Origin of the sequence: Streptomyces qinglanensis (assembly GCF_900111245.1) — a bacterium.
GTDB classification, from domain to species: Bacteria; Actinomycetota; Actinomycetes; order Streptomycetales; family Streptomycetaceae; genus Streptomyces; species Streptomyces qinglanensis.
Genome location: NZ_FOGO01000012.1, coordinates 1 through 20,831 on the forward strand (window position 1 = coordinate 1; position 20,831 = coordinate 20,831).

The following is a 20,831-nucleotide window of genomic DNA, read 5'->3' on the forward strand; positions in this document are numbered from 1 at the left end:
ATCCACCACCGAAGCGGCTTCATCGTTCGACTTGCATGTGTTAAGCACGCCGCCAGCGTTCGTCCTGAGCCAGGATCAAACTCTCCGTGAATGCTTCCATCCACAGGAAGAGCGGAACCAGAGGAGGAATAATCCCCCGGTTCACAGCGTCCTCGCTGTTGTGTATTTCAAAGGAACCTCAACCCGCCGAACACTCGGCAGGTCGGGGTATCAACATATCTGGCGTTGACTTTTGGCACGCTGTTGAGTTCTCAAGGAACGGACGCTTCCTTCGAAACCAATCGGTTCTGACGATGCAGTACCGGTTTCTCCGGACGTTTGCCCTTTTGGTGTCTCCGACTCTATCAGATCGAATCTGCTTCGAGTTCGGAGTGCTTCTCGCACGAGAATTCCGTCGCCGGATTTCTTGTGGTCGAAGCGAAGAAGAATCTAACTGCTGCTGCCGAGCTTGTCCAACTCTAGGCAACTGTTCGAATCTACTGCCCGCGGGCCACCGCGTCAACGGTTTTCCGGGGCGGAGAGGACAGTAGCAGGTTCCCGGCCGTCCACGCACATCATCCGGCGGTGGGTGCCTCCGCCGAGCGGTCCGACACGGCGATGTCACCGGTTTCGCCCATCCCGGCCGCGCGGCGCCCCAGGACATACACGTAGCCGAGGAAGGCCAGTTCCACCAGGACTCCGATGAGGATCCGCGCCCAGGTGGGCAGGCCGGAGGGGGTCACGAAGGCTTCCACGGCGCCGGAGACGAGAAGGACGGCCGCCAGTCCGAGGGCCATGCCGAGGGCCGAACGTCCCTCCTGGGCCAGTGCTGTTCGCCGGCTCCGATGGCCCGGATCGATGACAGTCCAGCCCAGCCGCAGCCCCGTGCCCGCCGCGACGAAGACGGCGGTCAGCTCCAGGAGACCGTGCGGCAGCAGCAGGCCGAGGAAGGTGTCGAGGCGCCCAGCGGATCCCATGAGCCCGATGCCGACGCCGAGGTTGAGGACGTTCTGGAAGAGCACCCAGAGCACGGGGATGCCGAGGAGGGCGCCGAAGGCCAGGCAGAGGGCCGCGGCCTGGGCGTTGTTCGTCCAGACCTGGGCGGCGAAGGAGGTGGCCGGGTGGCTGGAGTAGTACGCCTCGTACCGGCCACCGGGGCGCGTCATCTCTCGGAGCTCCTCCGGCGCTCCGATGGTGGCGCGGACCTCGGGGTGAGTGCCCACCCACCAGGCGATGAGCACGGTCAGCACGACGGACAGCAGCGCCGTGGGAACCCACCAGGTGCGCGAGCGGTAGACAGCGGCTGGGAAGCCGGCCGCGAAGAAGCGCGCCGCATCGCGCCAGGAGGCGGTGTGCGCTCCGGTGACCGCACTGCGCGCGCGGGCGACGAGGTGGGTGAGGCGTTCGGTGAGGTCCGGGTCCGGCGCACTCGACCGCACCTGGGAGAGATGGGTGGCGGCGCGCTGGTAGAGCCGGACGAGTTCGTCGGCCTCCGCGCCGGAGAGGCGGCGGTGGCGGCGCAGCAGTACGTCCAGGCGGTCCCATTCCGCGCGGTGCGCCGAGACGAAGACGTCCAGGTCCATGGAGCGAGTTTCCCAGATCGTCGTACTGGAAGACTGGGGCGGCGGCACCGGGCGGTTGCCCCGGGTGCCTGGTGGTGTGGCGACGGGAGCGTTCCCGACGGGTGGGGCGAGAGCGGCCCGTAGCCGTGGTGCCTCCGCACTGCGGCCGACGAACTGGGGGTGTGCGATGAGTGAGCTGGTGACCGGGGAAGCCGTCGTGCTCGGGCTGCGTCCCGCACGGCTGCCGAGCAGGGCGCTGGCCGTCTGCCTGGACCTGGTCATCGTCTGGGTCGTCTACCTGGCGCTGACGCTCGCCCTGCTGGTGTCCGTCGACTCCCTGGACCCAGCCGCGCTCGCGGCTGTGCAGGTGGGGCTTTTCGTGCTGGTCCCCGTCGGGCTGCCGATCGCGGTCGAGACGCTCACCGGGGGACGTTCGGTCGGGAAGCTCGCAGCGGGACTGCGGGTCGTACGGGACGACGGCGGTCCGATCCGGTTCCGGCACGCGCTGGTGCGCGGGGCGGTCGGAGTCGTCGAGATGCAACTGCTGTTCGGTGTGGTGGCCTGTACGGCCTCGCTGGTGTCCGAGCGGGGTCGCCGGCTGGGTGACGTGTTCGCCGGGACGCTGGTGGTACGGGTACGCAGTCCCCGGCCGGGGCGCACGGCGGTGCCGCCTCCGCCCCGGTGGTGCGCCGCGGAGTTCGCCGAACTCGATCTGTCGCGCGTTCCGGACGCGCTCTGGCTCGCGATCCGGCAGTTCCTGCTGCGTGCCGAGCAGTTGGACCCCGCTGTGCGGCACTCGATGGCGGAGCGGCTGGCGGACGACGTCATCGGGTGGACAGGAGCGCCGGCGCCGCACGGGGTGCCCGCGGTCAGCTATCTGGCCGGGATCGCTGCGGAGCGGCGGGAGCGCGAGGCACGGCGCTCCTTGGGTTCCTCCGGGATGCCGTCCTCCCCGTCGTCGTGGTCTCGGTCGTCGCCACAGCCGCAGACACAGCCGTCCACGGCGACCAGCCCTTCCCCTCCGCCGCCTGTTCCGCCTCCTTCTCCGCCCGCCTCGGGACGGGAGGGCTCGGCCCCGGACAGGAGCGAGGACGGCCCGCCCACTCCGCGCACGGGCTTCGTTCCGCCCTCCTAGCCCGTTGTCGGACCGGCCGCGCCCGGGAGCACGGCGGCTCGGAGCCGGGCTCCGGCGCGCTACCCCTTGTCGAACACCGACGGGGGCGACTCCAGGTCCTCCAACTCGATGCCCGGGGCCGCCAGGACGACGTCGCCGGTGAGGTGCACCGCGTGCTGCTCTCCGGTCTCCAAGTCGGAGACCTGGTAGTGGTGCACGACGAGCGGGCCGTTGTCGGTGTCGTGTGCTTCGCTGTCGGACAGCGCCCAGGACTGGTCCAGGGTGCGGGGAGCGAGGACGGGGGGTGTGAACGCGACGAGGCGGACGCGGGTCGCCCGGTCACCGGGAGCCGGGCGCAGCAGCCGCGCGGTCGCGACGAGGAACGCGGGGGAAGCCCCGGTGAAGGAATGCGCGGCGGCATTGCCCTCCTGGGCCTGCTCTCCCGTGGGGTCGGAACGCACCCAGGTGACGCCGTCCAGTGCCGCTCCGCGGATCCGCCAGTTCGCGGCGCGGAGTTCGAGGCGGATCGGGCGGCCGAGGTCGTCGAGCGTGAGGTCGACGGAGCCGATGTGCTCACCTGCGGGGTCGGTGAGCTGCGAGACGTAGCGCCAGCCGGAGGGGCCGGTGGCGCAGTGGAAGTGCTCTTCTCCGAGGAAGGTGTGGTCGTGCGGATCGTGCAGCGAATAGCGGCCGCGGGGCATGGGCGGTGTCCGGGGTCGGTGCGGTGACGGGCAGGCCCCCCGCGGGGCGGGGGGCCTGTGGTCCGGTCCGGGCGCCGTCCGAGCCCGGCGGTGGTGCCGCCGGGCTCGGACGGGCCGGTAGGACCCATGTAGTGCTGGAGGTGACCGTACCGCGCCCCCGGAGGTGCCGGAGGCGGCGCGACCGGTGGTAGCGGGCCCGGCCCGTCACCGCCGTACGGCCTCCTGCGGCGGCACACCGGCCTACCGGTATCGCACCGGTCGCGCACCGGCTGGATCCCCGGCGCGCACCGTCGTACCCACCGGCGGATACCGGCGAGCGTACCCACCGGCGGTTACCGGCGAGCCGACGAGGCCGACGGGCCGGTGCGGGCACGCACAGTCGCGTACGCCGCCCGCACCGACCCGGCCGGGTTGCGGTGCTCAGTAGCGGTAGTGGTCCGGCTTGTAGGGGCCCTCGACCGGAACGCCGATGTAGGACGCCTGCTCCGGGCGGAGCGTGGTCAGCTTGGCACCCAGGGCCTCCAGGTGGAGGCGGGCGACCTTCTCGTCCAGGTGCTTGGGCAGGACGTAGACGTCGGTCGGGTAGGACTCGGGCTTGGTGAACAGCTCGATCTGGGCGATCGTCTGGTCCGCGAAGCTGTTGGACATCACGAACGAGGGGTGCCCGGTGGCGTTGCCCAGGTTCAGCAGGCGGCCCTCGGAGAGGATGATGAGGGTCTTGCCGTCCTTGAAGGTCCAGGTGTGGACCTGCGGCTTGACCTCGTCCTTGACGACGCCGTCGATGGCGGCGAGGCCCGCCATGTCGATCTCGTTGTCGAAGTGGCCGATGTTGCCGACGATGGCCTGGTGCTTCATCTTGGCCATGTCCGAGGCCATGATGATGTCCTTGTTGCCGGTGGTGGTGATGAAGATGTCGGCGGTCTCGACCACGTCGTCCAGGGTCACCACCTGGTAGCCGTCCATCGCCGCCTGCAGGGCGCAGATCGGGTCGATCTCGGTGATCATGACCCGGGCGCCCTGGCCGCGCAGGGACTCGGCACAGCCCTTGCCGACGTCGCCGTAGCCGCACACGACGGCCGTCTTGCCGCCGATGAGGACGTCGGTGGCGCGGTTGATGCCGTCGACCAGCGAGTGGCGGCAGCCGTACTTGTTGTCGAACTTCGACTTGGTGACGGCGTCGTTGACGTTGATCGCCGGGAAGAGCAGCGTGCCCGCCTGGTGCATCTCGTACAGGCGGTGGACGCCGGTGGTGGTCTCCTCGGTGACACCGCGGATCTCCGAGGCGAGCTGGGTCCACTTCTGCGGGTTCTCGCTGAGGGTGCGGTTGAGCACCGAGAGGACGACACGGTGCTCGTCGTTCTCGGCGGTGTCGACCGAGGGCGCGGAGCCGGCCTTCTCGCACTCGACGCCCTGGTGCACCAGGAGGGTGGCGTCACCACCGTCGTCGAGGATCATGTTCGGGCCGCCGGTGCTGGCGTTCGGCCAGGTGAGGGCCTGCTCCGTGCACCACCAGTACTCCTCCAGGGTCTCGCCCTTCCAGGCGAAGACCGGGATGCCCTTCGGGTTCTCCGGGGTCCCGTCGGGGCCGACGGCGACGGCCGCGGCAGCGTGGTCCTGGGTGGAGAAGATGTTGCAGGAGGCCCAGCGGACCTCGGCCCCCAGGGCGACCAGCGTTTCGATGAGCACCGCCGTCTGCACGGTCATGTGCAGGGAGCCGGTGACTCGGGCGCCCGCGAGCGGCTGGTCGGCGGCGTATTCCTTGCGGATCGCCATCAGGCCGGGCATCTCGTGCTCGGCCAGCTTGATCTCCTTGCGGCCGAAGGCCGCCAGCGAGAGGTCCGCGACCTTGAAGTCCTGGCCGGTCGTGGAGGTCGTCGTCATTGCGAGCTGCTCCTCGGTGTCGAGAAATAAGGCTGGTCCGTGCTGCGGCGCCGGGGCGGTGCGGCACCGGTCGCGCGGAGGCGCGCATCGTGACCGGGCACACTCGTCCCCTGCTCGCAGCTCAGTCCGTCGGAGGCCCTCTCTCCCTCGGTGGCCCGGTGTCCGGGCCTCCCGACCGCCATCAGCAGCGACGTCTGGCTCTACGAATCTACACCGCCCGTCCAGGGGACAAGACGGGCGCCGCTGACAGCAAGGGCGCCTCGGGGTCGGTTTTCGGCCGCTTGCTTTTTTGGCCGTCCGGCTGGTTCGGTGCACCCTGCGGCCTCTGCGACGGCGACTGCGACGGCGCGAGAACGCACCTCTCCACCCCTTGGCCGAGCTAGGAGTTCCCACGTGACCAGTCCTGCCGACCCCCGTGACGGAGCGGCTCCCCCGGCCGACCCGGGGCTGAAACTGCTCGCCGTGACGGCGTGTCCGACCGGTATCGCCCATACCTACATGGCGGCGGAAAAACTGACCCAGGCCGCACAAGCCCGTGGTATCGCCATGAAGGTGGAGACCCAAGGGTCCATCGGCGCTGAGAACGTCCTGTCTGACAACGATGTCAGCGCGGCGGACGGCGTGATCGTCGCCGCCGACAAGGACGTGGACCTCGGCAGGTTCGGCGGCAAGCGGGTGCTCTGCGTCGGAGTGGCGGAGGGCATCAGCGACCCCGACGGGCTCATCGACCGGGTACGCGAGGCCCCGGTGCATCCGGGCGGCGCGGCCTCCGCTGCGGCCGGAGGCGCCCGCGGCGGCGGCAGCGGAGGCGACGGGAGCGGCGGGGGCTCCGGCACGGCGGCCACCGGGCCCGCCGGAGCCAAGGGCCGGGAGCGCAGTGCCGGCTACAAGGCGCTGATGAACGGCGTCTCGTACATGATCCCGTTCGTCGTCGTCGGCGGATTGCTGATCGCCGTCTCGCTCGCGCTGGGCGGGCACCCGCAGGCCGACGGCGGTCTGGTGATCCCCGACGGCAGCTTCTGGAAGCACGTGAACGACATCGGCGTGATCGGGTTCACGCTGATGGTGCCGATCCTCTCCGGCTACATCGCCTATGCGATCGGCGACCGTCCCGCGCTGGTGCCGGGCATGATCGGCGGCTGGATCGCCAACACCGGCGAGCTGTACGACTCCGAGTCGGGTGCGGGCTTCATCGGCGCGATCGTCACCGGGTTCCTGGCCGGGTACCTGGTGCGCTGGATCAAGCGGATACCGGTCTCGCGGTTCGTACGGCCCATCATGCCGATCATCGTGATCCCGATCGTGGCGACCTCCGCGCTCGGCCTGTTCTTCGTCTATGTCATCGGCAGGCCGATCTCCTGGGTCTTCGAGAACCTCACCGACTTCCTGGGCGGTATGACGGGGACCAGCGCCGCGCTGCTGGGCGTGGTGCTCGGGCTGATGATCGCCTTCGACATGGGCGGCCCGGTCAACAAGACCGCGTTCCTGTTCGGGGCCGGGCTGGTCTCCAAGAGCCCCGAGGTGATGGGGATGTGCGCGGCTGCCATTCCGGTGCCCCCGCTGGGGCAGGGCCTCGCGACGCTGCTGCGCCGCAGGTTCTACTCCGACCAGGAGCGGGAGACCGGCCTGGCCGCGCTGTTCATGGGCTTCTTCGGCATCACGGAGGGCGCCATCCCGTTCGCCGCCGCGCGGCCCGCCACGGTGATCCCGGCGAACATGCTCGGCGGCGCCGTCGCGGGCGGCATCGCGGGGCTGGCCTCGGTCGGGGACAACGTGCCGCACGGCGGGCCGATCGTGGCGGTGCTGGGCGCGGTCGACGGTGTGGCGATGTTCTTCGTGGCGCTCCTGACCGGTGCCGTGGTCACGGCAGCGACCACGGTCGGCCTGGTGACGCTCGGAGCACGGCGTTCCGGGCAGGACGCCCCCGGCACGGACTCCGCGGAGCGTGCGGTGCGGGCCCCGGCCGCGGTGGGCGCCGGTGTCCTCAGCGGGGAGGACGCGGGGGACGCCGCCCGGAGCACGGCGGGGGACCCGGCGGGGGACTCGGCCACGCCCGCGGCCCGGGCCGCGGAGCCGCCCCCGGCCTCGGCGGCGGAGCAGCCTGCCGTGCCGGCCCAGGGCGGGGCACCGGGAAGCGCGGCCGGTTCCGCCCCGGAGGAAGGCCCGACAGCGGGGGAGCCGGAGGCCGCCGAGGGCGCGCCCGGGACGGCCGGCACCGGCACGGAAAGCAGCCCCGCGCCCGATGCCGCCGCGGAGTCCTCCGGGGTGCTCTCCGGCTATCTGTCCGCGGAGACCGTGCGCGAGCAGCTCGCGGCCGACGGCAAGGAAGCCGGCATCCGGGAGATGGCCGAGCTGTTGGGCCGCAGCGGCAAGGTCTCCGACAGCGAGGCGCTCGTACGGGCCGCGCTCGCCCGCGAAGAGCAGGGCACGACCGGGCTCGGCGAGGAGATCGCCGTCCCGCACGCCAAGACGGACGCGGTCACCGCTCCGGTCGTCGGGTTCGCGCGGTCCGCCGAGGGCATCGAGTGGGGCTCGCTGGACGGGACCAGGGCGCGGCTGGTGTTCATGATCGCGGTGCCCGAGGCGGCGGCAGGCGACGAGCACCTGCGCATCCTGGCGCTGCTGTCACGGAAGTTGATGGATCCCGCGTTCCGCACCCGGTTGCTGGAGGCCCCGGACAAGGACACCGTGCTGGCCGCGCTCGCCGAGATCGGCTGAGGTTCGGCGCATCGTCCGGTCCGACCGCATCGGCCGCACCCGGCGGTCGATGCGGTCGGCCGCCGGTCAGCCGACACCGCGGCACTGCCGCACCACAGTGGAAGCACTGCCGCACCACAGCCGAAGCACTGCCGCACCGCAGTGGAAGCACTGCCGCACCACAGTGGAAGCACTGCCGCACCACAGTGGAAGCACTGCCGCACCACAGCCGAAGCACTGCCGCACCACAGCGGCAACTCCTGAAGCGCTGCCGCTCCTGAAGCCCTGCCGCTTCCGCAGCGCTGCCGTGGCAGCCCAGCACACAGCGGCAGTGCCCACGACGAGGGCCCGCCCCCGGTCCGGTGAATTCCAGGGGCGGGCCCTTCCGCTGCGCGCGGCGGCCGGGTGAGCCCGGCACGCCCGGGGGACGGTCCGTCAGGCGCCGGGGCCGCGGCCGGACGCGTCCGCCGGTTCCGCCGCCGGCTCCGGCTCGGTGTCCTGCTCCGCACGGTAGACGTCCGGCTCCAGGTAGATGACCCGGGCGATCGGGACGGCTTCGCGGACGCGGTGCTCCGCGGCGTCGATGGCGCGGGCGACCTGTGCGGCCGTGTCGTCGTGCTGGACGGCGACCTTGGCGGCCACCAGCAGCTCCTCCGGGCCCAGGTGCAGGGTACGCATGTGGATGACGCGGGTGACCGTCTCGCCGTCGACGAGCGCGGTGCGGATCCGGTCCCGTTCGGCCGGGGCGGCGGACTCGCCGAGCAGCAGCGACTTGGTCTCGGCCGCGAGCACCAGCGCGATGACGACGAGCAGCGCACCGATGCACATGGTGCCCACGCCGTCCCAGACGCCGTCGCCCGTCAGCAGGGCGAGGCCGACGCCGCCGAGGGCGAGGACGAGGCCGACGAGCGCGCCGAAGTCCTCCAGCAGCACGACCGGCAGTTCGGGGGCCTTGGCGCGGCGTACGAACTGGGTCCAGCTCTGCTTGCCGCGGATCTCGTTGGACTCCCGGATGGCGGTCCGGAAGGAGAAGCCTTCGGCCACCACAGCGAAGACCAGGACGCCGACCGGCCAGTACCAGTGCTCGATCTCGTGCGGGTGGACGATCTTCTCGTAGCCCTCGTAGAGCGCGAAGACGCCGCCGACGGTGAACAGGACGATGGAGACCAGGAAGCCGTAGATGTAGCGCTCGCGGCCGTAGCCGAAGGGGTGCTCCTCGTTGGCGGCCTTCTTGGCCTTCTTGCCGCCCAGCAGCAGGAGGGCCTGGTTCCCGGAGTCGGCCACGGAGTGGACGCCCTCGGCCAGCATGGAGGCCGAGCCGCTGAAGGCCGCCGCGACGAACTTGGCGACGGCGATGGCCAGGTTGGCGCCCAGTGCGGCGACGATCGCCTTTGTTCCGCCTGATGCACTCACGAGTGAGAGGTCCCTTCCTGCTGCTGTGCGACCGTCCGATCAGACGGCAGCGGTGGCGCGGAAGAGCGTACCGTCACCCGAGATCCGTACCGGCTCTTCCGCCGGAACGTAGGCGGACTGCCCGGGGGCGAGGGCGAGTTCCTCCGTGCCGTCGGTCCCGCCGTGCAGGACGACGGCTCCCGCGGTGCACAGCAGGATCTGCGCGGCGGACGGGTCCAGCGGGTGCGCCGGGGCGCCGGGGACGAGGACGAAGCGGGAGAGCCGGAACTCCCCGACGGGCGCCTCGTAGCTCTCCTCGCCGCTCACCTCGTCGGCCTCGGGCCGCAGCACGCCCGGCTCGGTGTGCTCGAAGCGCACGATGCGCAGCAGTTCGGGGACGTCCACGTGCTTGGGCGTCAGGCCGCAGCGCAGCACGTTGTCGGAGCTGGCCATGATCTCGACGCCGAGGCCGCTGAGGTAGGCGTGCGGCACTCCGGCGGCGAGGAACAGTGCCTCGCCGGGACGCAGCACGACGTGGTTGAGGAGCATCGCGGCGAGCACTCCGGGGTCGCCCGGGTAGTGGTGTGCGATGTCCGCGTACACCGCGTACTCGGGGCGCGCGGCGGCTGCCTCGGCGGCCGCGGCGACGGTGGCGGCCATCGCGTCCCGGTCCGCCGTCAGCAGGGCGGAGAGCACTTCGCGCAGTGCCTCGCCGCCGGGTCGGGCGTGCAGGATGTCGACGTACGGCTTCAGTCCGGGCACGCCCAGCCCGTCCAGCAGCGCGGCGGCCTCCTCGGGGTGCCGGAATCCGCACAGCCCCTCGAACGGGGTGAGGGCGCAGAGGAGTTCGGGCTTGTGGCTGTCGTCCTTGTAGTTGCGTTCCGGCGCGTCCAGCGGAATGCCGCGCGCCTCCTCGTCGGCGTAGCCCTGGGCAGCCTGCGTGCTGTCGGGGTGCACCTGGAGGGAGAGCGGGGCGGCGGCTGCCAGCAGCTTCAGCAGGAAAGGCAGCCGGGGGCCGTAGGTGCGCACTGCCGGGGTGCCCAGTTCGCGCTCCGGAGCGGCGTCGATCACCTCGGACAACGGGAGCGGTCCGGCGCCCCGGTCGATGCGGGAGGGCGCGCCGGGGTGCGCCCCCATCCACAGTTCGGCCTGCGGGCGGCCGGTGGGCTCCTGGCCGAGCAGTTCCGGGAGGGCGGTGGTGGAGCCCCAGGCGTACGGCCTGACGGAGTTCTCCAGACGGTCCATGAGAGGTGCTGTTCCTGTCGTGCGGGGAGGTGTCATGTGCAGGGTGCGGCGCGGGCGCGGCGGCGCGCCGGGGGCCGCGTCATGCCCGAGTGCCGCGTTCTGCCCAAGGGGAGTCGCTGTCGGCGAGCGTGAGGTGAACGGCGGCGAAATCGGCGGTGGCGATCAGTTCGGCGGCCGCCTCCAGCGGACTGCTGCCCTCGGCCGGTTCCAGTTCGCTGAGTGCCGCTCCGTGCGCGTAGGCCAGGTCGCGGGCGGGCACCGTCGCGGATTCGCCGCCGGGGGATGCGTCGCGCAGCAGGACGACGCGGACGCGGGTCGTCTGCTCGTCCTCGACCCGGTCGCGGAAGAAGTCGTCCTGGCCGGAGGCCGGGGCGAAGGGGCCGGCCAGCAGCGCTCCGTGCGCGGTCAGGGCCTCGGGCAGGCCGGCCGCGAGCGCGGGGCGGCCGCAGAGCGCGGCCAGGACCGCGGACCAGTGCCGTGCCGCGGCGCCCGCGACGCCGCCCTCGCTCCACAGCAGCGGTATCGAGCCCGCCAGTTCGACGGCCAGGGTCTTGCCGGGGTTGCTGTAGGTCGGGACGGCGGGTCCGCAGCGTTCGGCGACCTCGTCCAGCCGGTCGGCGAGCCCGGCGAGGTCCGCCGGGCCGCTGCGGGTGAGTCCGAGGCGGTCGCACAGCAGCAGCAGGGGGGTGAGCAGGCTCCAGAAGGTGCCGGGTCCGCCGCCGGGCGGAGCGGCGGGGGCTGCCGGGTCCAGCGGGTCGGGGCGGTCCGGCGAGGAGTGGATCCCGTGCGGGCCCGGGGCCGGGGGCAGGGTGAGGCCGCGGGTCTCGCCGAGTGCGTCGGCCAGCGGGGTGCCGCGCGGGGTGACGGCGACGACGGTGCAGCCGCGCCGGTACGCCTGGTCGATCAGCGCCGTGAGGCCGGGCTCGGTGCCGTCCGGGGTGACGAGCAGCAGCAGGTCCAGCGGGCCCGCCCAGCCCGGCAGCGTCCAGCGCAGTGCGCCGCCGGCGGCCTGGGCGCCGGCGGGGCGCAGGCCGGTGACGGGCAGGGCTCCGTCGGTGAGGGCGCCCAGCAGGTCGGTGACGCACGCGGTGGCCGTCCCCGGACCGGCGACCAGGAGCGCGCGGGGGCGGCCCTCCGGCCGGAGCGTGTCCACGCCCGCTTCGGCGGCCTGCCGGATCCCGGTGCGGACGTGCGCGCCGGCCTGCGCGGCGCCGCGCAGCAGACCCCGGGCGTCGGCACGGGCCAGGTCCTCGGGTGCGTCCAGGAGCGTCTCGTCGAGCATCTTCCGTGGCCTCCGATCGGCTTGCGGTGCTGCGCGTGGCGGCAGTCACCGCGGGGGCGGCGCTCCGGCGGCAGGTGCCCGGCTCTTCCCCGGCGGGCGTACCGCTGGGGCGATCCCGCGGGGGGAGTCCCGCGGAGGCAGTCCCGCCGGGGGCGCCGCGTGCCGCCGCGTGCCGGCTCAGGCGGGCCGGCGGGCCTCGTCCACCAGGAGCACGGGGATGCCGTCGCGTACGGGGTAGGCCAGGCCGCACTCCGCGTCCCCGGTGCACTGCAGTTCGTCGCCCTCCTCACGCAGCGGCGCGTGGCACGCCGGACAGGCGAGGATCTCCAGGAGTCCGGCTTCGAGCGGCATGTCTTCCTCCAGGTGCGGTGTGCGGCTGCGGCTGCGGCTGCGGCTGCGGCTGCGGCTGCGGCTGCGGCTGCGGTGACTGTGCCGTCAGGGTACCGCCGGGTGCGGTCGGCGGTACCGGGGGCGGCCTTCAGACCGTGAGGGTCCGCTCGCCCTCCGCCCGCACGATGGCCAGTACCTCGTCGCGGACGCGCTCGACGGTGGCGGCGTCACGGGCCTCCACGTTCAGCCGCAGCAGCGGTTCGGTGTTGGAGGGGCGCAGGTTGAACCACCAATTGACGCCGGTGACGGTGAGCCCGTCCAGTTCGTCCATGGTGACGTTCTCACGGCCCGCGAAGGCGGCCTTGACGGCTGCTGTGCGGTTGAACTGGTCCTCCACGGTGCTGTTGATCTCGCCCGAGGAGGCGTAGCGGTCGTAGTGGGCGACGAGGCGGGAGAGGGGGCCGTCCTGTCCGCCGAGTGCGGCCAGCACGTGGAGGGCGGCGAGCATGCCGGTGTCGGCGTTCCAGAAGTCGCGGAAGTAGTAGTGGGCCGAGTGCTCGCCGCCGAAGATGGCACCCGTCCTGGCCATCTCCTGCTTGATGAAGGAGTGGCCGACACGGGTGCGGACCGGCTGCCCGCCGCTCTCCCTGATCACCTCGGGGACGGACCAGGAGGTGATCAGGTTGTGGATGACGGTGGAGCCGGGCGCCTTGGCCAGCTCGCGCGAGGCGACCAGCGCTGCGATCGCGGACGGCGGGACCGGGTCGCCGTTCTCGTCCACCACGAAGCAGCGGTCGGCGTCGCCGTCGAAGGCCAGGCCGAGGTCGGCGCCGACCTCGCGGACCCGGCGCTGCAGGTCGACGATGTTCTTCGGATCGAGCGGGTTGGCCTCGTGGTTGGGGAAGGTGCCGTCCAGCTCGAAGTACAGGTCGTGGAGTTCGAGCGGCAGCCCGGCCAGCACGAAGGGAACGGTCAGGCCGCCCATCCCGTTGCCCGCGTCGACCACGACCTTGAGCCGGCGGATGTGCGACAGGTCCACCAGGGAGTGCAGATGCTCGGCGTACTCCGCGAGCATGTCCCGCTGGGTGACGGTGCCTTGGGGCTTGTCGGAGGCGGGTGCGCCACCGCTGTCCGACCACCGCTCCACCAGGGAGCGGATCTGGGCCAGCCCCGTCTCCTCGCCCACCGGCGCCGCACCGGCCCGGCACATCTTGATGCCGTTGTAGCGGGCGGGGTTGTGGCTGGCGGTGAACATCGCGCCGGGCAGGCCGAGTTTGCCACTGGCGAAGTAGAGCTCGTCGGTGGAGCACAGGCCGATCTCGGTGACGTCGGCGCCCTGTCCGGCCGCGCCCCGGCCGAACGCCCGGACGAGACCGGGCGAGGAGGGTCGCATGTCGTGTCCGACGACGAGCGCGGAAGCGCCGGTGACATGGACGAAGGCGGCGCCGAACAGCTCGGCTGTCGCCTCGTCCCACTGGTCCGGCACCACACCGCGCACGTCGTACGCCTTCACGATCTGAGACAGATCAGCCACGGCCAGCCTCTCCTGGGTCGTCGGTCGTAAACGGTCCCAAATCTACCCGCGGGACGGAAGGGCGCCGTGCGGCAGCGCGGTGCGCTACGGCTCCGGGGACCGCAGGACCCTCAGATGGCCGCGCCGGGCGACCTCCGTCGCGTCGGCCTCGCCCGCCTCGGGCCCGCCGCGCCGGTCGCGCGGAGCCGGGTCCCGCGGGTCGGGGCGCGGTGTCCGGGCCGCCTCGCGCACGGCGTCGGCCAGGGCTTCCAGGTCGTCGCTGCTGGGGCGGGCCGCGGCCGTGTCGACGGCGAGCCGGACCACCTCCCAGCCGCGCGGTGCGGTGAGCCGCTCGGAGTGCTCGGCGCACAGGTCGTAGCAGTGCGGCTCGGCGTAGGTGGCGAGCGGGCCCAGGACGGCGGTGGAGTCCGCGTAGACGTACGTCAGCGTCGCGACGGCGGGACGACCGCAAGCGGTGCGCGAACAGCGACGTACAGGGCTCACAGCGTTGGACCGTACCGCACTCTTGAGCGGGCTGCGACGACTCGCCAGGACGTCACCCTGCCGTGTCGTCCGTGTTCTCCGGAAACGTCTGATCTGCTGAAAGGCAGACCGAGAGGTTCGGCGCCCTTGCCTCCGGCCGGCCCGCACCCCGGCCGCCGCACGCGGCCTCCGCTCCGCACCTGGTCACAGCCGAACCCCCACCGACGTCAGCGCCGACCCAGAGCCGACGTCAGCGCCGACGTGACAAGCCGACGTGCCAGCGGATTCCGGGGCCGGTACCGCCGGAACGCGCTGCCGGCCCGGCAGCGCAGGCGCGGCGCCGTCGTCCGCCGATGCGGGCGAGCCGGCCCGCACCCGCCCGTCGCCCCCCGCGCGGGACCCGCGGCGGGCTACGCTCGGGGGCGATGGACAGCCCCGTACCGCCGCGCCGGGCCGACTCCCGGCCGCGCCGCCGAGACCGCCACGGCCGCGGCATGCGCGGCCCCGTCGCCCCTCCCCAAGTACCGCTCGCCATCAGCCGGGCGGAGGCGTTCGACGATCTGGTGCGCGACTCGGTGACCCGCCTGGAGCGGCACTGGCCGCAACTGGCCGGCGTCGAGTTCGCCGTCCAGGAGGTGCCGCGGTCGGACAACGGGGAGGTGCGCGACGGCGACGAGGCCGTGCCGCTGGGCCGGGTCGCCGAGGGCAGCGGCGAGCACCCGGACCGCGTGATCGTCTTCCGGCGCCCCGTGGAGATCCGCAGCCGCAGCAGGGACGAGCGGGCCCTCCTGGTGCACGAGGTGGTGGTGGAACAGGTGGCCGAACTGCTGGGCCTGGAACCCGAGTCGGTGGACCCCCGCTACGGCCAGGACTAGGCGCCCCGGCGGGAGCGGACGGGCCGGTCCCCCGTCCGCTCCGCGCGCTCACTCGTCGTCGTTGAGCACCGCCAGGTCCTGGGCCGACTCCGGTACGGCGACCGTGCTCCGGTCGTCCGGGAGCGTCTGCACCGTGAACCCCGGAACGCCGGACTGCTCGCTCTCCAGGGTGCGGGAGGCGTAGACGGGGCCGCCCGAGAGGCGCTCCACCGTCACCGCGTAGCCGCCCTTGCCGTCCGCGGGACGGGGCGGGGTGAACGCCTTGGTGGTGTGCGCCTTGAGCGTGACGGTGGTGCTCTTGGAGCTGCCGCCGCCGCTGCCCGGCGACGCGGTCACCCGCACCTTCGCGCCGCCCTCCGGGGCGGCCAGCGCCAGGGTGGTTCCGCTCGCGGTGTTGCCCGCGGCGGTGGCCCGCTTCTGGACCGGTGCCGTCGCCGGGACGAACGCCGTCTCCTGCTTGCTCCCCTTGCCGCGCAGCACCCGCGCCGCCGCCACCACGTCGGGGGCGTCGTCGCCGTCCTCGGCCGGGGAGAGCACCAGCGACCCGGACTCGCCCTTGATCAGGCCCTTGAGGTCGACAGTGGTGACCATGCCGGCCTTCACGTGCAGGGACTCGTGCCCGGCCGGGCTGATCCGCCCGGACTTGCCCGCGAGCTGCACCTTCAGGTCCGCGTCCGCGCCGCCGGGGGCGAGGACCGAGAGCCGGACCGCCGTCGCGTCCTCGGGGATGCCCGGGAGGACCTGGCCGGGTGCCGGGTCGGCGGCGGGCGGCAGCCAGTCGCCGCCCAGCTTGCGGTCCGAGGACTGGATCTGGGCGCCCACCCGGCCGGACCGCGCGATCACGTGCAGCGTCACGTTGGTGACCGGTTCGGAGGTCAGGGTGGACAGCAGCACGGGAACGGTGGCGTGCGGCGGAACGGTGATCCCCTCACCGCTGCCCTGCCCGGCCTTCTCCTTGCCCTCCTTGCCGTACAGCTCCAGATCGACGACCGCGGGGGTGCTGTCCGGGTTGGTGAGATGGACGTAGTCCTGCCGGCCCTCGGCCGTGCCGGCACCCGGGAACCAGAACGAGGTGTCCGGCACCGAGCAGGACGTGCCCTGCAGGCCGCGGCCCGCTCCGGCGGCGACAGTCGTCGTCTGCTGCACCGTCCAGCCCGGTGCGAAGGGGCCGTCGGCGGTACCGGTCAGCGCGGGAGCCTCGGAGTCGTCCGTCTCGGCCTCGACGGGGGTGCCGGGGCTGCCGAGAGAGAGGAAGGGCTTGCCGTTCCCTTTCTCCGCGCCGTGCCCGCCCTCGGCACCGTCCTCGGACTTCTCCTTCTTCTTCTCGGAGTTCTTGTTCTTGTCCTTGTCCTTGTCGGACTCCTCGGAGTCGGACGTGTCGCCGTCCTTGCCGTCGGCGGGGTCCTCCGGGTCCTGGGGGTCGGCGCGCTCGGCCGCGTACAGGGCCGCGCTGCCCTTCTTGCCGGGGCCGCCCTTGGGCGTGAACGCCTCGTACGCGGTCTCCGCGACATCGGACGTGCTCGGGGACGGGCAGACCAGCGTCGAGCGCTCGACCGGCTTGCGGGCCGCCGTCCCGACGCTCCGGGCACTGTGCGCCGGCTCCTCGGGAGCGGTGAGCGCGGCGACGCCGGTGACCGCGGCGAGCGCGACGGCGACCGCTCCGACGCTGAGGACTGTGCGGTTCACTGCTGCTCGCTCCCGTCGCCGTTGCCGTACCTGCTGTCGTAGCCGTGCGCACCCGTCCCGTCCTGGCCCTGCGGGTGGTCGTACGGCGCGGCGTACTGCTGTGCGGCGTACTGCTGCGCCTGCCATTCCTCGTAGGACTGCTGCTGGTAGGCGTCGTAGCCGGGCTGGGCGCCGTAGTGCTGCTGCTCGTAGTGCCCCTGGTCGTACGGCTGCTGCGGAACCTGGCCGTAGGGGGCCGCACCGTAGGCGTCGTAGGCGTCATAAGGGGACTGCTGGTACGGAGCGGCCTGCCCGTAGTCCGCCGGGTCCGCGTACGGGGACTGCTGCGGCACATAGGGCTGCTGCTGTCCGTAGGGGTCGTACTCCGGCTGCCCGGGCACCGGGTGCTGCCCGTACGGGGCGTGCTCCGGCTGCTCCGGCACCGGCGGCTGCTGCGGCGGGTCCTGCGGCGGCACCGGCTCGGGCGGCACCGGGGGCTGCTCCTGCGCGGACGGCGCGGAGGATGCCTGGGCGGCCTCGGCGGCAGCGCGGAGCCTGCGGGCCCTGCGGCCCTCGCCCGCCGCCGGGTCCGACGTCGTGGGCTCGGTCTCGGGCAGGTCGTCGTCCACGTCCCGCCGTCGGCCCGGCAGCGCGAGGACGACGACGACCAGCAGGAGGAAGCCCTGCGTCCACACCCACACGGTGTGCGAGAGGGGCGTTCGGTAGTCGAGCTCCAGCTTGCCGCCCTTGGTCGGCAGTTCGAAGCCCTGCGCCCAGCCGTCCACCGTGACGCTCTTGAGCGGGCTGCCGTCGAGAGTGGCCTGCCAGCCCTCGGAGGCGCGGTCCGCGAGCCGCAGCACCCGCCCGGCGGGGCCGGACGGCAGCGTCGCGTGCGAGGCGACCGGACCGGCCGGAACGGCCACCGGGGCGGTCACCGCGCCGCCCGCGCCGTTCTCCCGGTCGCCGGGGACGATCGAGACGCGCGACACCTGGCGGTCGACACGCCACAGCGCGCTGCCGTCCTCCTGGCTGAGCCGGGTCAGTCCGGGGGTGGCGTCCAGGGTGCGGCTCACCCGGCGTGAGGCGCCGTCGCGCAGCAGCACGTACCGGACCGCGTAGCCGCCCAGTTGGCTGGTCTGGTCGGCGCCGGAGCCGGCCACGAGGTTGGAGACCACCCCGTCCAGGCGCCCGTCGTCGCCCTCGGCCGCCGCCAGGTCGGCGTCGCCCAGCCGGGCGCCCGCACCGCGGGTGAGCGTGTAGGTGACGCCCGTGGCGCCCTCGGGCTGGTCGAGGACCAGGGTGCGGGCCTGGTCGCTGGTGGTGCTCTCCTCGGCGACGAACGCGGGCACCTGCACCGGGTCGCGCCGTGAGAGCGGGCCGTCGGCGCCGCGCAGCATCCATCCCCCGGCGGCGACCAGCGGGGCGAGCACGCAGGCGGCGGCGACCAGGGCGGCGGCGGGCTGGCGCCAGCCGAAGCTCTGCGCCGCCACCCGTTCCTTGGCGCCCTCGGCACCGACCGCGGCGGCGCACAGCAGCGCGAGGCCGTAGACGAGGGTGGCGGGACCGGCCCAGGCGGAGCTGTTGGACACCGCGGCGGCCAGCAGCCCGGCCAGCGCGGCGGCCCACGCGGCGGACACGGCGAGCCGCCGCTCGCTGCGCAGCAGGGCCGCGAGCCCGGCCAGGACCAGGCCGGCGAGGAACAGCCCGTCCATGGTCCCCGGTCCGCCCGGGGAGAGGGTCAGCAGGTCGAGCGCGGAGGCCGCGCCGGTGCCGTACTCCAGACCCGCCTCGCCCAGGAACCGCGCGGGGCTGGTGAACAGCGACAGCGACCACGGCGCGAGCAGCACCAGCGGCGTCACCAGGACGGCGGCCAGCCGGGCGAGGAGCGCGCCGAGCGAGGCGCCGTGCGCGCGGCGCACAGCGAGCACCGCGAGCGCCAGCACGGCGGCGATCAGCCACACGACGGGCGTGAACGCTGCCGTGAACGTCAGCAGCAGCGCGTAGGCCCAGGCGGCGCGCCAGCCGCCCCTGCCGCGCAGTCCGCTCGCCGCCACGGCGGCTCGCGCCAGCAGCGGCAGCAGTACGGCGAGCACGGCGGTGCCGATGCGGCCCTGGGCGAGCGCGCCGGTGGCGGCGGGCAGGAACGCGTAGGCGACGCTTCCCCAGGCGCGCACCAGCCGGGAGTCGACCAGCGGGCGGGAGGCGAAGTAGGCGGTGACACCGGCGAGCGGGACCGAGCAGACCAGCAGCAGGGTCAGTGCGAATCCGGTGCTGCCGAACAGCAGGGTGGCGAACGTGGCCAGGACGGCGAGATAGGGGGGAGCCGGCACGGTGCCGCCGGTTCCCACCGGATGCCATCCCTCGGCGTAGCGCGCCCACAGCTCCGAGACGCCCTCGGGCACGGGCAGCAGCGCACCGCCCGCCAGCGCGCCGCCGCCCAGCAGCGCCCGGCAGGCCACCAGGGAGACGACCAGCAGGACGGCGAACAGGACGGGTCCGGGCTGCTGTCCGAGCCGCTTGAGCCGCGCGAACTGTTCGACCTCCAGGAAGTCCGCGTCCTCGTCCCCGGGGCCCGTCTCGGCGGCGCCGTGCCGGCCCGCGGCGGAGGAGTCCGGTTCGGTGCGTCCGGGGAGGCTGCTGGTGGCCTGTTCGAGGGTGGCCCGCAGGGTGGCGCCGGGGGGCGGGAAGAGCGGTCGCAGCTCCTTGTGCGGCACGGCGGGCCTGCCCCGCCGGCGGCGCGCCGCCAGGACGCGGCCGAAGCGCAGCAGGGTGCCGGAGAGGCCGGTGATCTCGTCCAGCGCCTGTCCGGGCACCTTGCCGATGAGGTAGCCGAGGGTGCGCAGCACGGTGCCGACGACCAGGCGCAGCAGCACCCACGGCAGCAGGGTGCCGGGCACGTTGGCGAGCAGGGTGTAGACGGCGCCCGCCTTGTCCACGCGGTGCGGGCTGGCGCCGCTGCTGGAGCGCCCCACGCAGTCGACCGGGCGGCGTTCCCGGGAGGCGGCCTCGGCGTGCCGCAGCACGGCGTCCGGGACGGTGAGCACCCGGTGCCCGGCGGACTGGGCGCGCCAGCACAGGTCGACGTCGTCGCGCATCAGGGGCAGCCGGCGGTCGAATCCGCCGAGCTGGTCGAAGACGTCGCGGCGGATGAGCATGCCGGCGGTGGAGACGGCCAGCACGGGGCGCACCTGGTCGTGTTGGCCCTGGTCCTGCTCGCGGCGTTCGATGCCGGTCCAGCGCCGTCCGCTGTGCGCGATGGAGACTCCGGCCTCCAGGAGTTGGCGTTTGTCGTACCAACTGCGCAGTTTGGGGCCGACGACGCCGACGGACGGGTCCGCGTCGACGACCCGCAGGAGCTGGGCCAGGGCATCCGGTTCGGGGGCGCAGTCGTCGTGCAGCAGCCACAGCCACTCCACGGGCTCGCCGTAGGGCAGCTCGGGCAGGTCGTAGGCGTCATCGCGCCAGGTGCGGTTGACCGGGTCCCAGCCGCTGGGCCGCTTGAGATACGGCAGGTCCTCGGGGGTGAGCCGGCGTGCGGCGCGGGCGGCCTCCTCGACGGCGGTGCCGAACCCGGTGCGCCGCGCCATGTGCAGCACGCGCTCGGGGCCGAGCGCCTCGGTCAGCAGCCGGGCGGTGTCGTCCGCGCTGCCGGTGTCGGCCGCGACGATGTTCTGCACGGGGCGGTTCTGTTCCAGCAGCCCGCTCAGTGCGCGGGGAAGCCAGCGTGCGCCGTCGTGGGCGACGAGGACGGCGGTGACGACGTGCCGGGGGGACTCGGGCGGCTCCAAGGTGGCCAACCCTGCTGCGGCCGCCTCGTAGTGGGCCGCCATGTGGCTGTGCACGGACATCGAGGTAGGGGCCCTCCCCGGGGTGCCGGGGCCTCGCGGCAGTGCCGCGGTGTGGCTGCAAGCCCCCGGAAGACGCGTATCGGAGCGGTGAGCGCACGCCCTTGCCAGGGTGGTGTGCGTCGTGGACGGCCCCACACTAACGGCTCACCCTCACGCGCCCGGCGCCTCCGCGCAACTGCCCGGGACGGGCTGCTGGTTGCCCGGCGCGCGCGGTGTGCGGGTCCGGCCCGGTCACCCGGGTCCCTCCTGGGTGCGGCTGTTCGA

The 20,831-nt window shown here is 73.2% G+C and carries 14 protein-coding genes and 1 rRNA gene; 3 read left to right on the forward strand and 12 right to left on the reverse strand.

All coding sequences use genetic code 11. The features are described 5' to 3' along the window. Together BMX65_RS22870 and BMX65_RS22875 are read right to left on the reverse strand one after the other, a co-directional pair. Nucleotides 1–91: ribosomal RNA gene (locus tag BMX65_RS22870) — 16S ribosomal RNA — on the reverse strand; the annotation flags it as partial. A 463-nt stretch (nt 92–554) separates the two neighbouring features. After that, nucleotides 555–1,562, reverse strand: a complete 1,008-nt coding sequence (locus BMX65_RS22875) for a stage II sporulation protein M (protein WP_075002239.1) — start codon at nt 1,560–1,562, stop codon at nt 555–557. A 166-nt stretch (nt 1,563–1,728) separates the two neighbouring features. Between BMX65_RS22875 and BMX65_RS22880 the strand changes: the two genes are divergently transcribed. Next, on the forward strand, nt 1,729–2,676 hold the full coding sequence (locus BMX65_RS22880; RefSeq protein WP_075002240.1) for an RDD family protein: 948 nt from the start codon (nt 1,729–1,731) through the stop codon (nt 2,674–2,676). 59 nt (nt 2,677–2,735) lie between these two features. Here BMX65_RS22880 and BMX65_RS22885 read toward each other — a convergent pair whose 3' ends face one another. After that, nucleotides 2,736–3,356 carry a hypothetical protein gene (locus BMX65_RS22885; protein ID WP_075002241.1) on the reverse strand — a complete coding sequence of 207 codons (621 nt, stop codon included), beginning with the start codon at nt 3,354–3,356 and terminating at the stop codon, nt 2,736–2,738. Between the two features lie 420 nt (nt 3,357–3,776). After that, nucleotides 3,777–5,237, reverse strand: a complete 1,461-nt coding sequence (ahcY, locus tag BMX65_RS22890; protein WP_075002242.1) for an adenosylhomocysteinase — start codon at nt 5,235–5,237, stop codon at nt 3,777–3,779. A gap of 393 nt (nt 5,238–5,630) precedes the next feature. Here ahcY and BMX65_RS22895 point away from each other — a divergent pair, with 393 nt between their 5' ends. Further along, nucleotides 5,631–7,955, forward strand: a complete 2,325-nt coding sequence (locus tag BMX65_RS22895; protein ID WP_075002243.1) for a fructose-specific PTS transporter subunit EIIC — start codon at nt 5,631–5,633, stop codon at nt 7,953–7,955. Nucleotides 7,956–8,369: 414 nt separating this feature from the next. On the opposite strand, the gene BMX65_RS22900 is transcribed toward BMX65_RS22895, so the two are convergent. From BMX65_RS22900 to BMX65_RS22925, 6 genes are all read right to left on the reverse strand, one after another. Continuing rightward, nucleotides 8,370–9,347, reverse strand: a complete 978-nt coding sequence (locus BMX65_RS22900; RefSeq protein ID WP_075002244.1) for a cation diffusion facilitator family transporter — start codon at nt 9,345–9,347, stop codon at nt 8,370–8,372. A 39-nt stretch (nt 9,348–9,386) separates the two neighbouring features. Continuing rightward, complete coding sequence (manA, locus tag BMX65_RS22905; protein ID WP_075002245.1) at nt 9,387–10,571, reverse strand: mannose-6-phosphate isomerase, class I; 1,185 nt, start codon at nt 10,569–10,571, stop codon at nt 9,387–9,389. A gap of 79 nt (nt 10,572–10,650) precedes the next feature. Next, nucleotides 10,651–11,853, reverse strand: a complete 1,203-nt coding sequence (locus BMX65_RS22910; RefSeq protein WP_075002246.1) for an SIS domain-containing protein — start codon at nt 11,851–11,853, stop codon at nt 10,651–10,653. A 177-nt stretch (nt 11,854–12,030) separates the two neighbouring features. Beyond that, the gene (locus tag BMX65_RS22915) at nt 12,031–12,204 is read right to left on the reverse strand and encodes a Trm112 family protein (RefSeq protein ID WP_019356880.1); all 174 of its coding nucleotides are present in this window, start codon (nt 12,202–12,204) and stop codon (nt 12,031–12,033) included. A gap of 127 nt (nt 12,205–12,331) precedes the next feature. Then, a complete protein-coding gene (locus BMX65_RS22920) occupies nt 12,332–13,717 on the reverse strand; it encodes a phosphomannomutase/phosphoglucomutase (protein ID WP_075002247.1) in 1,386 nt (461 codons plus the stop codon). A gap of 84 nt (nt 13,718–13,801) precedes the next feature. Continuing rightward, nucleotides 13,802–14,248, reverse strand: coding sequence for a DUF3499 domain-containing protein (locus tag BMX65_RS22925; RefSeq protein ID WP_177214338.1), 447 nt, complete (start codon nt 14,246–14,248; stop codon nt 13,802–13,804). A gap of 356 nt (nt 14,249–14,604) precedes the next feature. Here BMX65_RS22925 and BMX65_RS22930 point away from each other — a divergent pair, with 356 nt between their 5' ends. After that, nucleotides 14,605–15,054 (forward strand): metallopeptidase family protein, encoded by a 450-nt coding sequence (locus BMX65_RS22930; protein ID WP_075002249.1) that lies wholly within the window; start codon nt 14,605–14,607, stop codon nt 15,052–15,054. Between the two features lie 48 nt (nt 15,055–15,102). Here the strand turns inward: BMX65_RS22930 and BMX65_RS22935 are convergent, their stop codons facing one another. After that, a complete protein-coding gene (locus BMX65_RS22935) occupies nt 15,103–16,740 on the reverse strand; it encodes a DUF5719 family protein (protein ID WP_075002250.1) in 1,638 nt (545 codons plus the stop codon). Next, nucleotides 16,737–20,567 carry a glycosyltransferase gene (locus tag BMX65_RS22940; RefSeq protein WP_075002251.1) on the reverse strand — a complete coding sequence of 1,277 codons (3,831 nt, stop codon included), beginning with the start codon at nt 20,565–20,567 and terminating at the stop codon, nt 16,737–16,739. Before BMX65_RS22940 ends, BMX65_RS22935 begins: the two co-directional genes overlap by 4 nt. Between the last annotated feature and the right edge of the window lie 264 nt (nt 20,568–20,831).

Bases quoted from the DNA above. Each gene is read 5' to 3' on its own strand.
- BMX65_RS22875 (WP_075002239.1), bottom strand. From the start codon at position 1,562: ATGGACCTGGACGTCTTCGTCTCGGCGCACCGCGCGGAATGGGACCGC.
- BMX65_RS22880 (WP_075002240.1), top strand. From the start codon at position 1,729: ATGAGTGAGCTGGTGACCGGGGAAGCCGTCGTGCTCGGGCTGCGTCCC.
- BMX65_RS22885 (WP_075002241.1), bottom strand. From the start codon at position 3,356: ATGCCCCGCGGCCGCTATTCGCTGCACGATCCGCACGACCACACCTTC.
- ahcY (WP_075002242.1), bottom strand. From the start codon at position 5,237: ATGACGACGACCTCCACGACCGGCCAGGACTTCAAGGTCGCGGACCTC.
- manA (WP_075002245.1), bottom strand. From the start codon at position 10,571: ATGGACCGTCTGGAGAACTCCGTCAGGCCGTACGCCTGGGGCTCCACC.
- BMX65_RS22910 (WP_075002246.1), bottom strand. From the start codon at position 11,853: ATGCTCGACGAGACGCTCCTGGACGCACCCGAGGACCTGGCCCGTGCC.
- BMX65_RS22915 (WP_019356880.1), bottom strand. From the start codon at position 12,204: ATGCCGCTCGAAGCCGGACTCCTGGAGATCCTCGCCTGTCCGGCGTGC.
- BMX65_RS22930 (WP_075002249.1), top strand. From the start codon at position 14,605: ATGGACAGCCCCGTACCGCCGCGCCGGGCCGACTCCCGGCCGCGCCGC.
- BMX65_RS22940 (WP_075002251.1), bottom strand. From the start codon at position 20,567: ATGTCCGTGCACAGCCACATGGCGGCCCACTACGAGGCGGCCGCAGCA.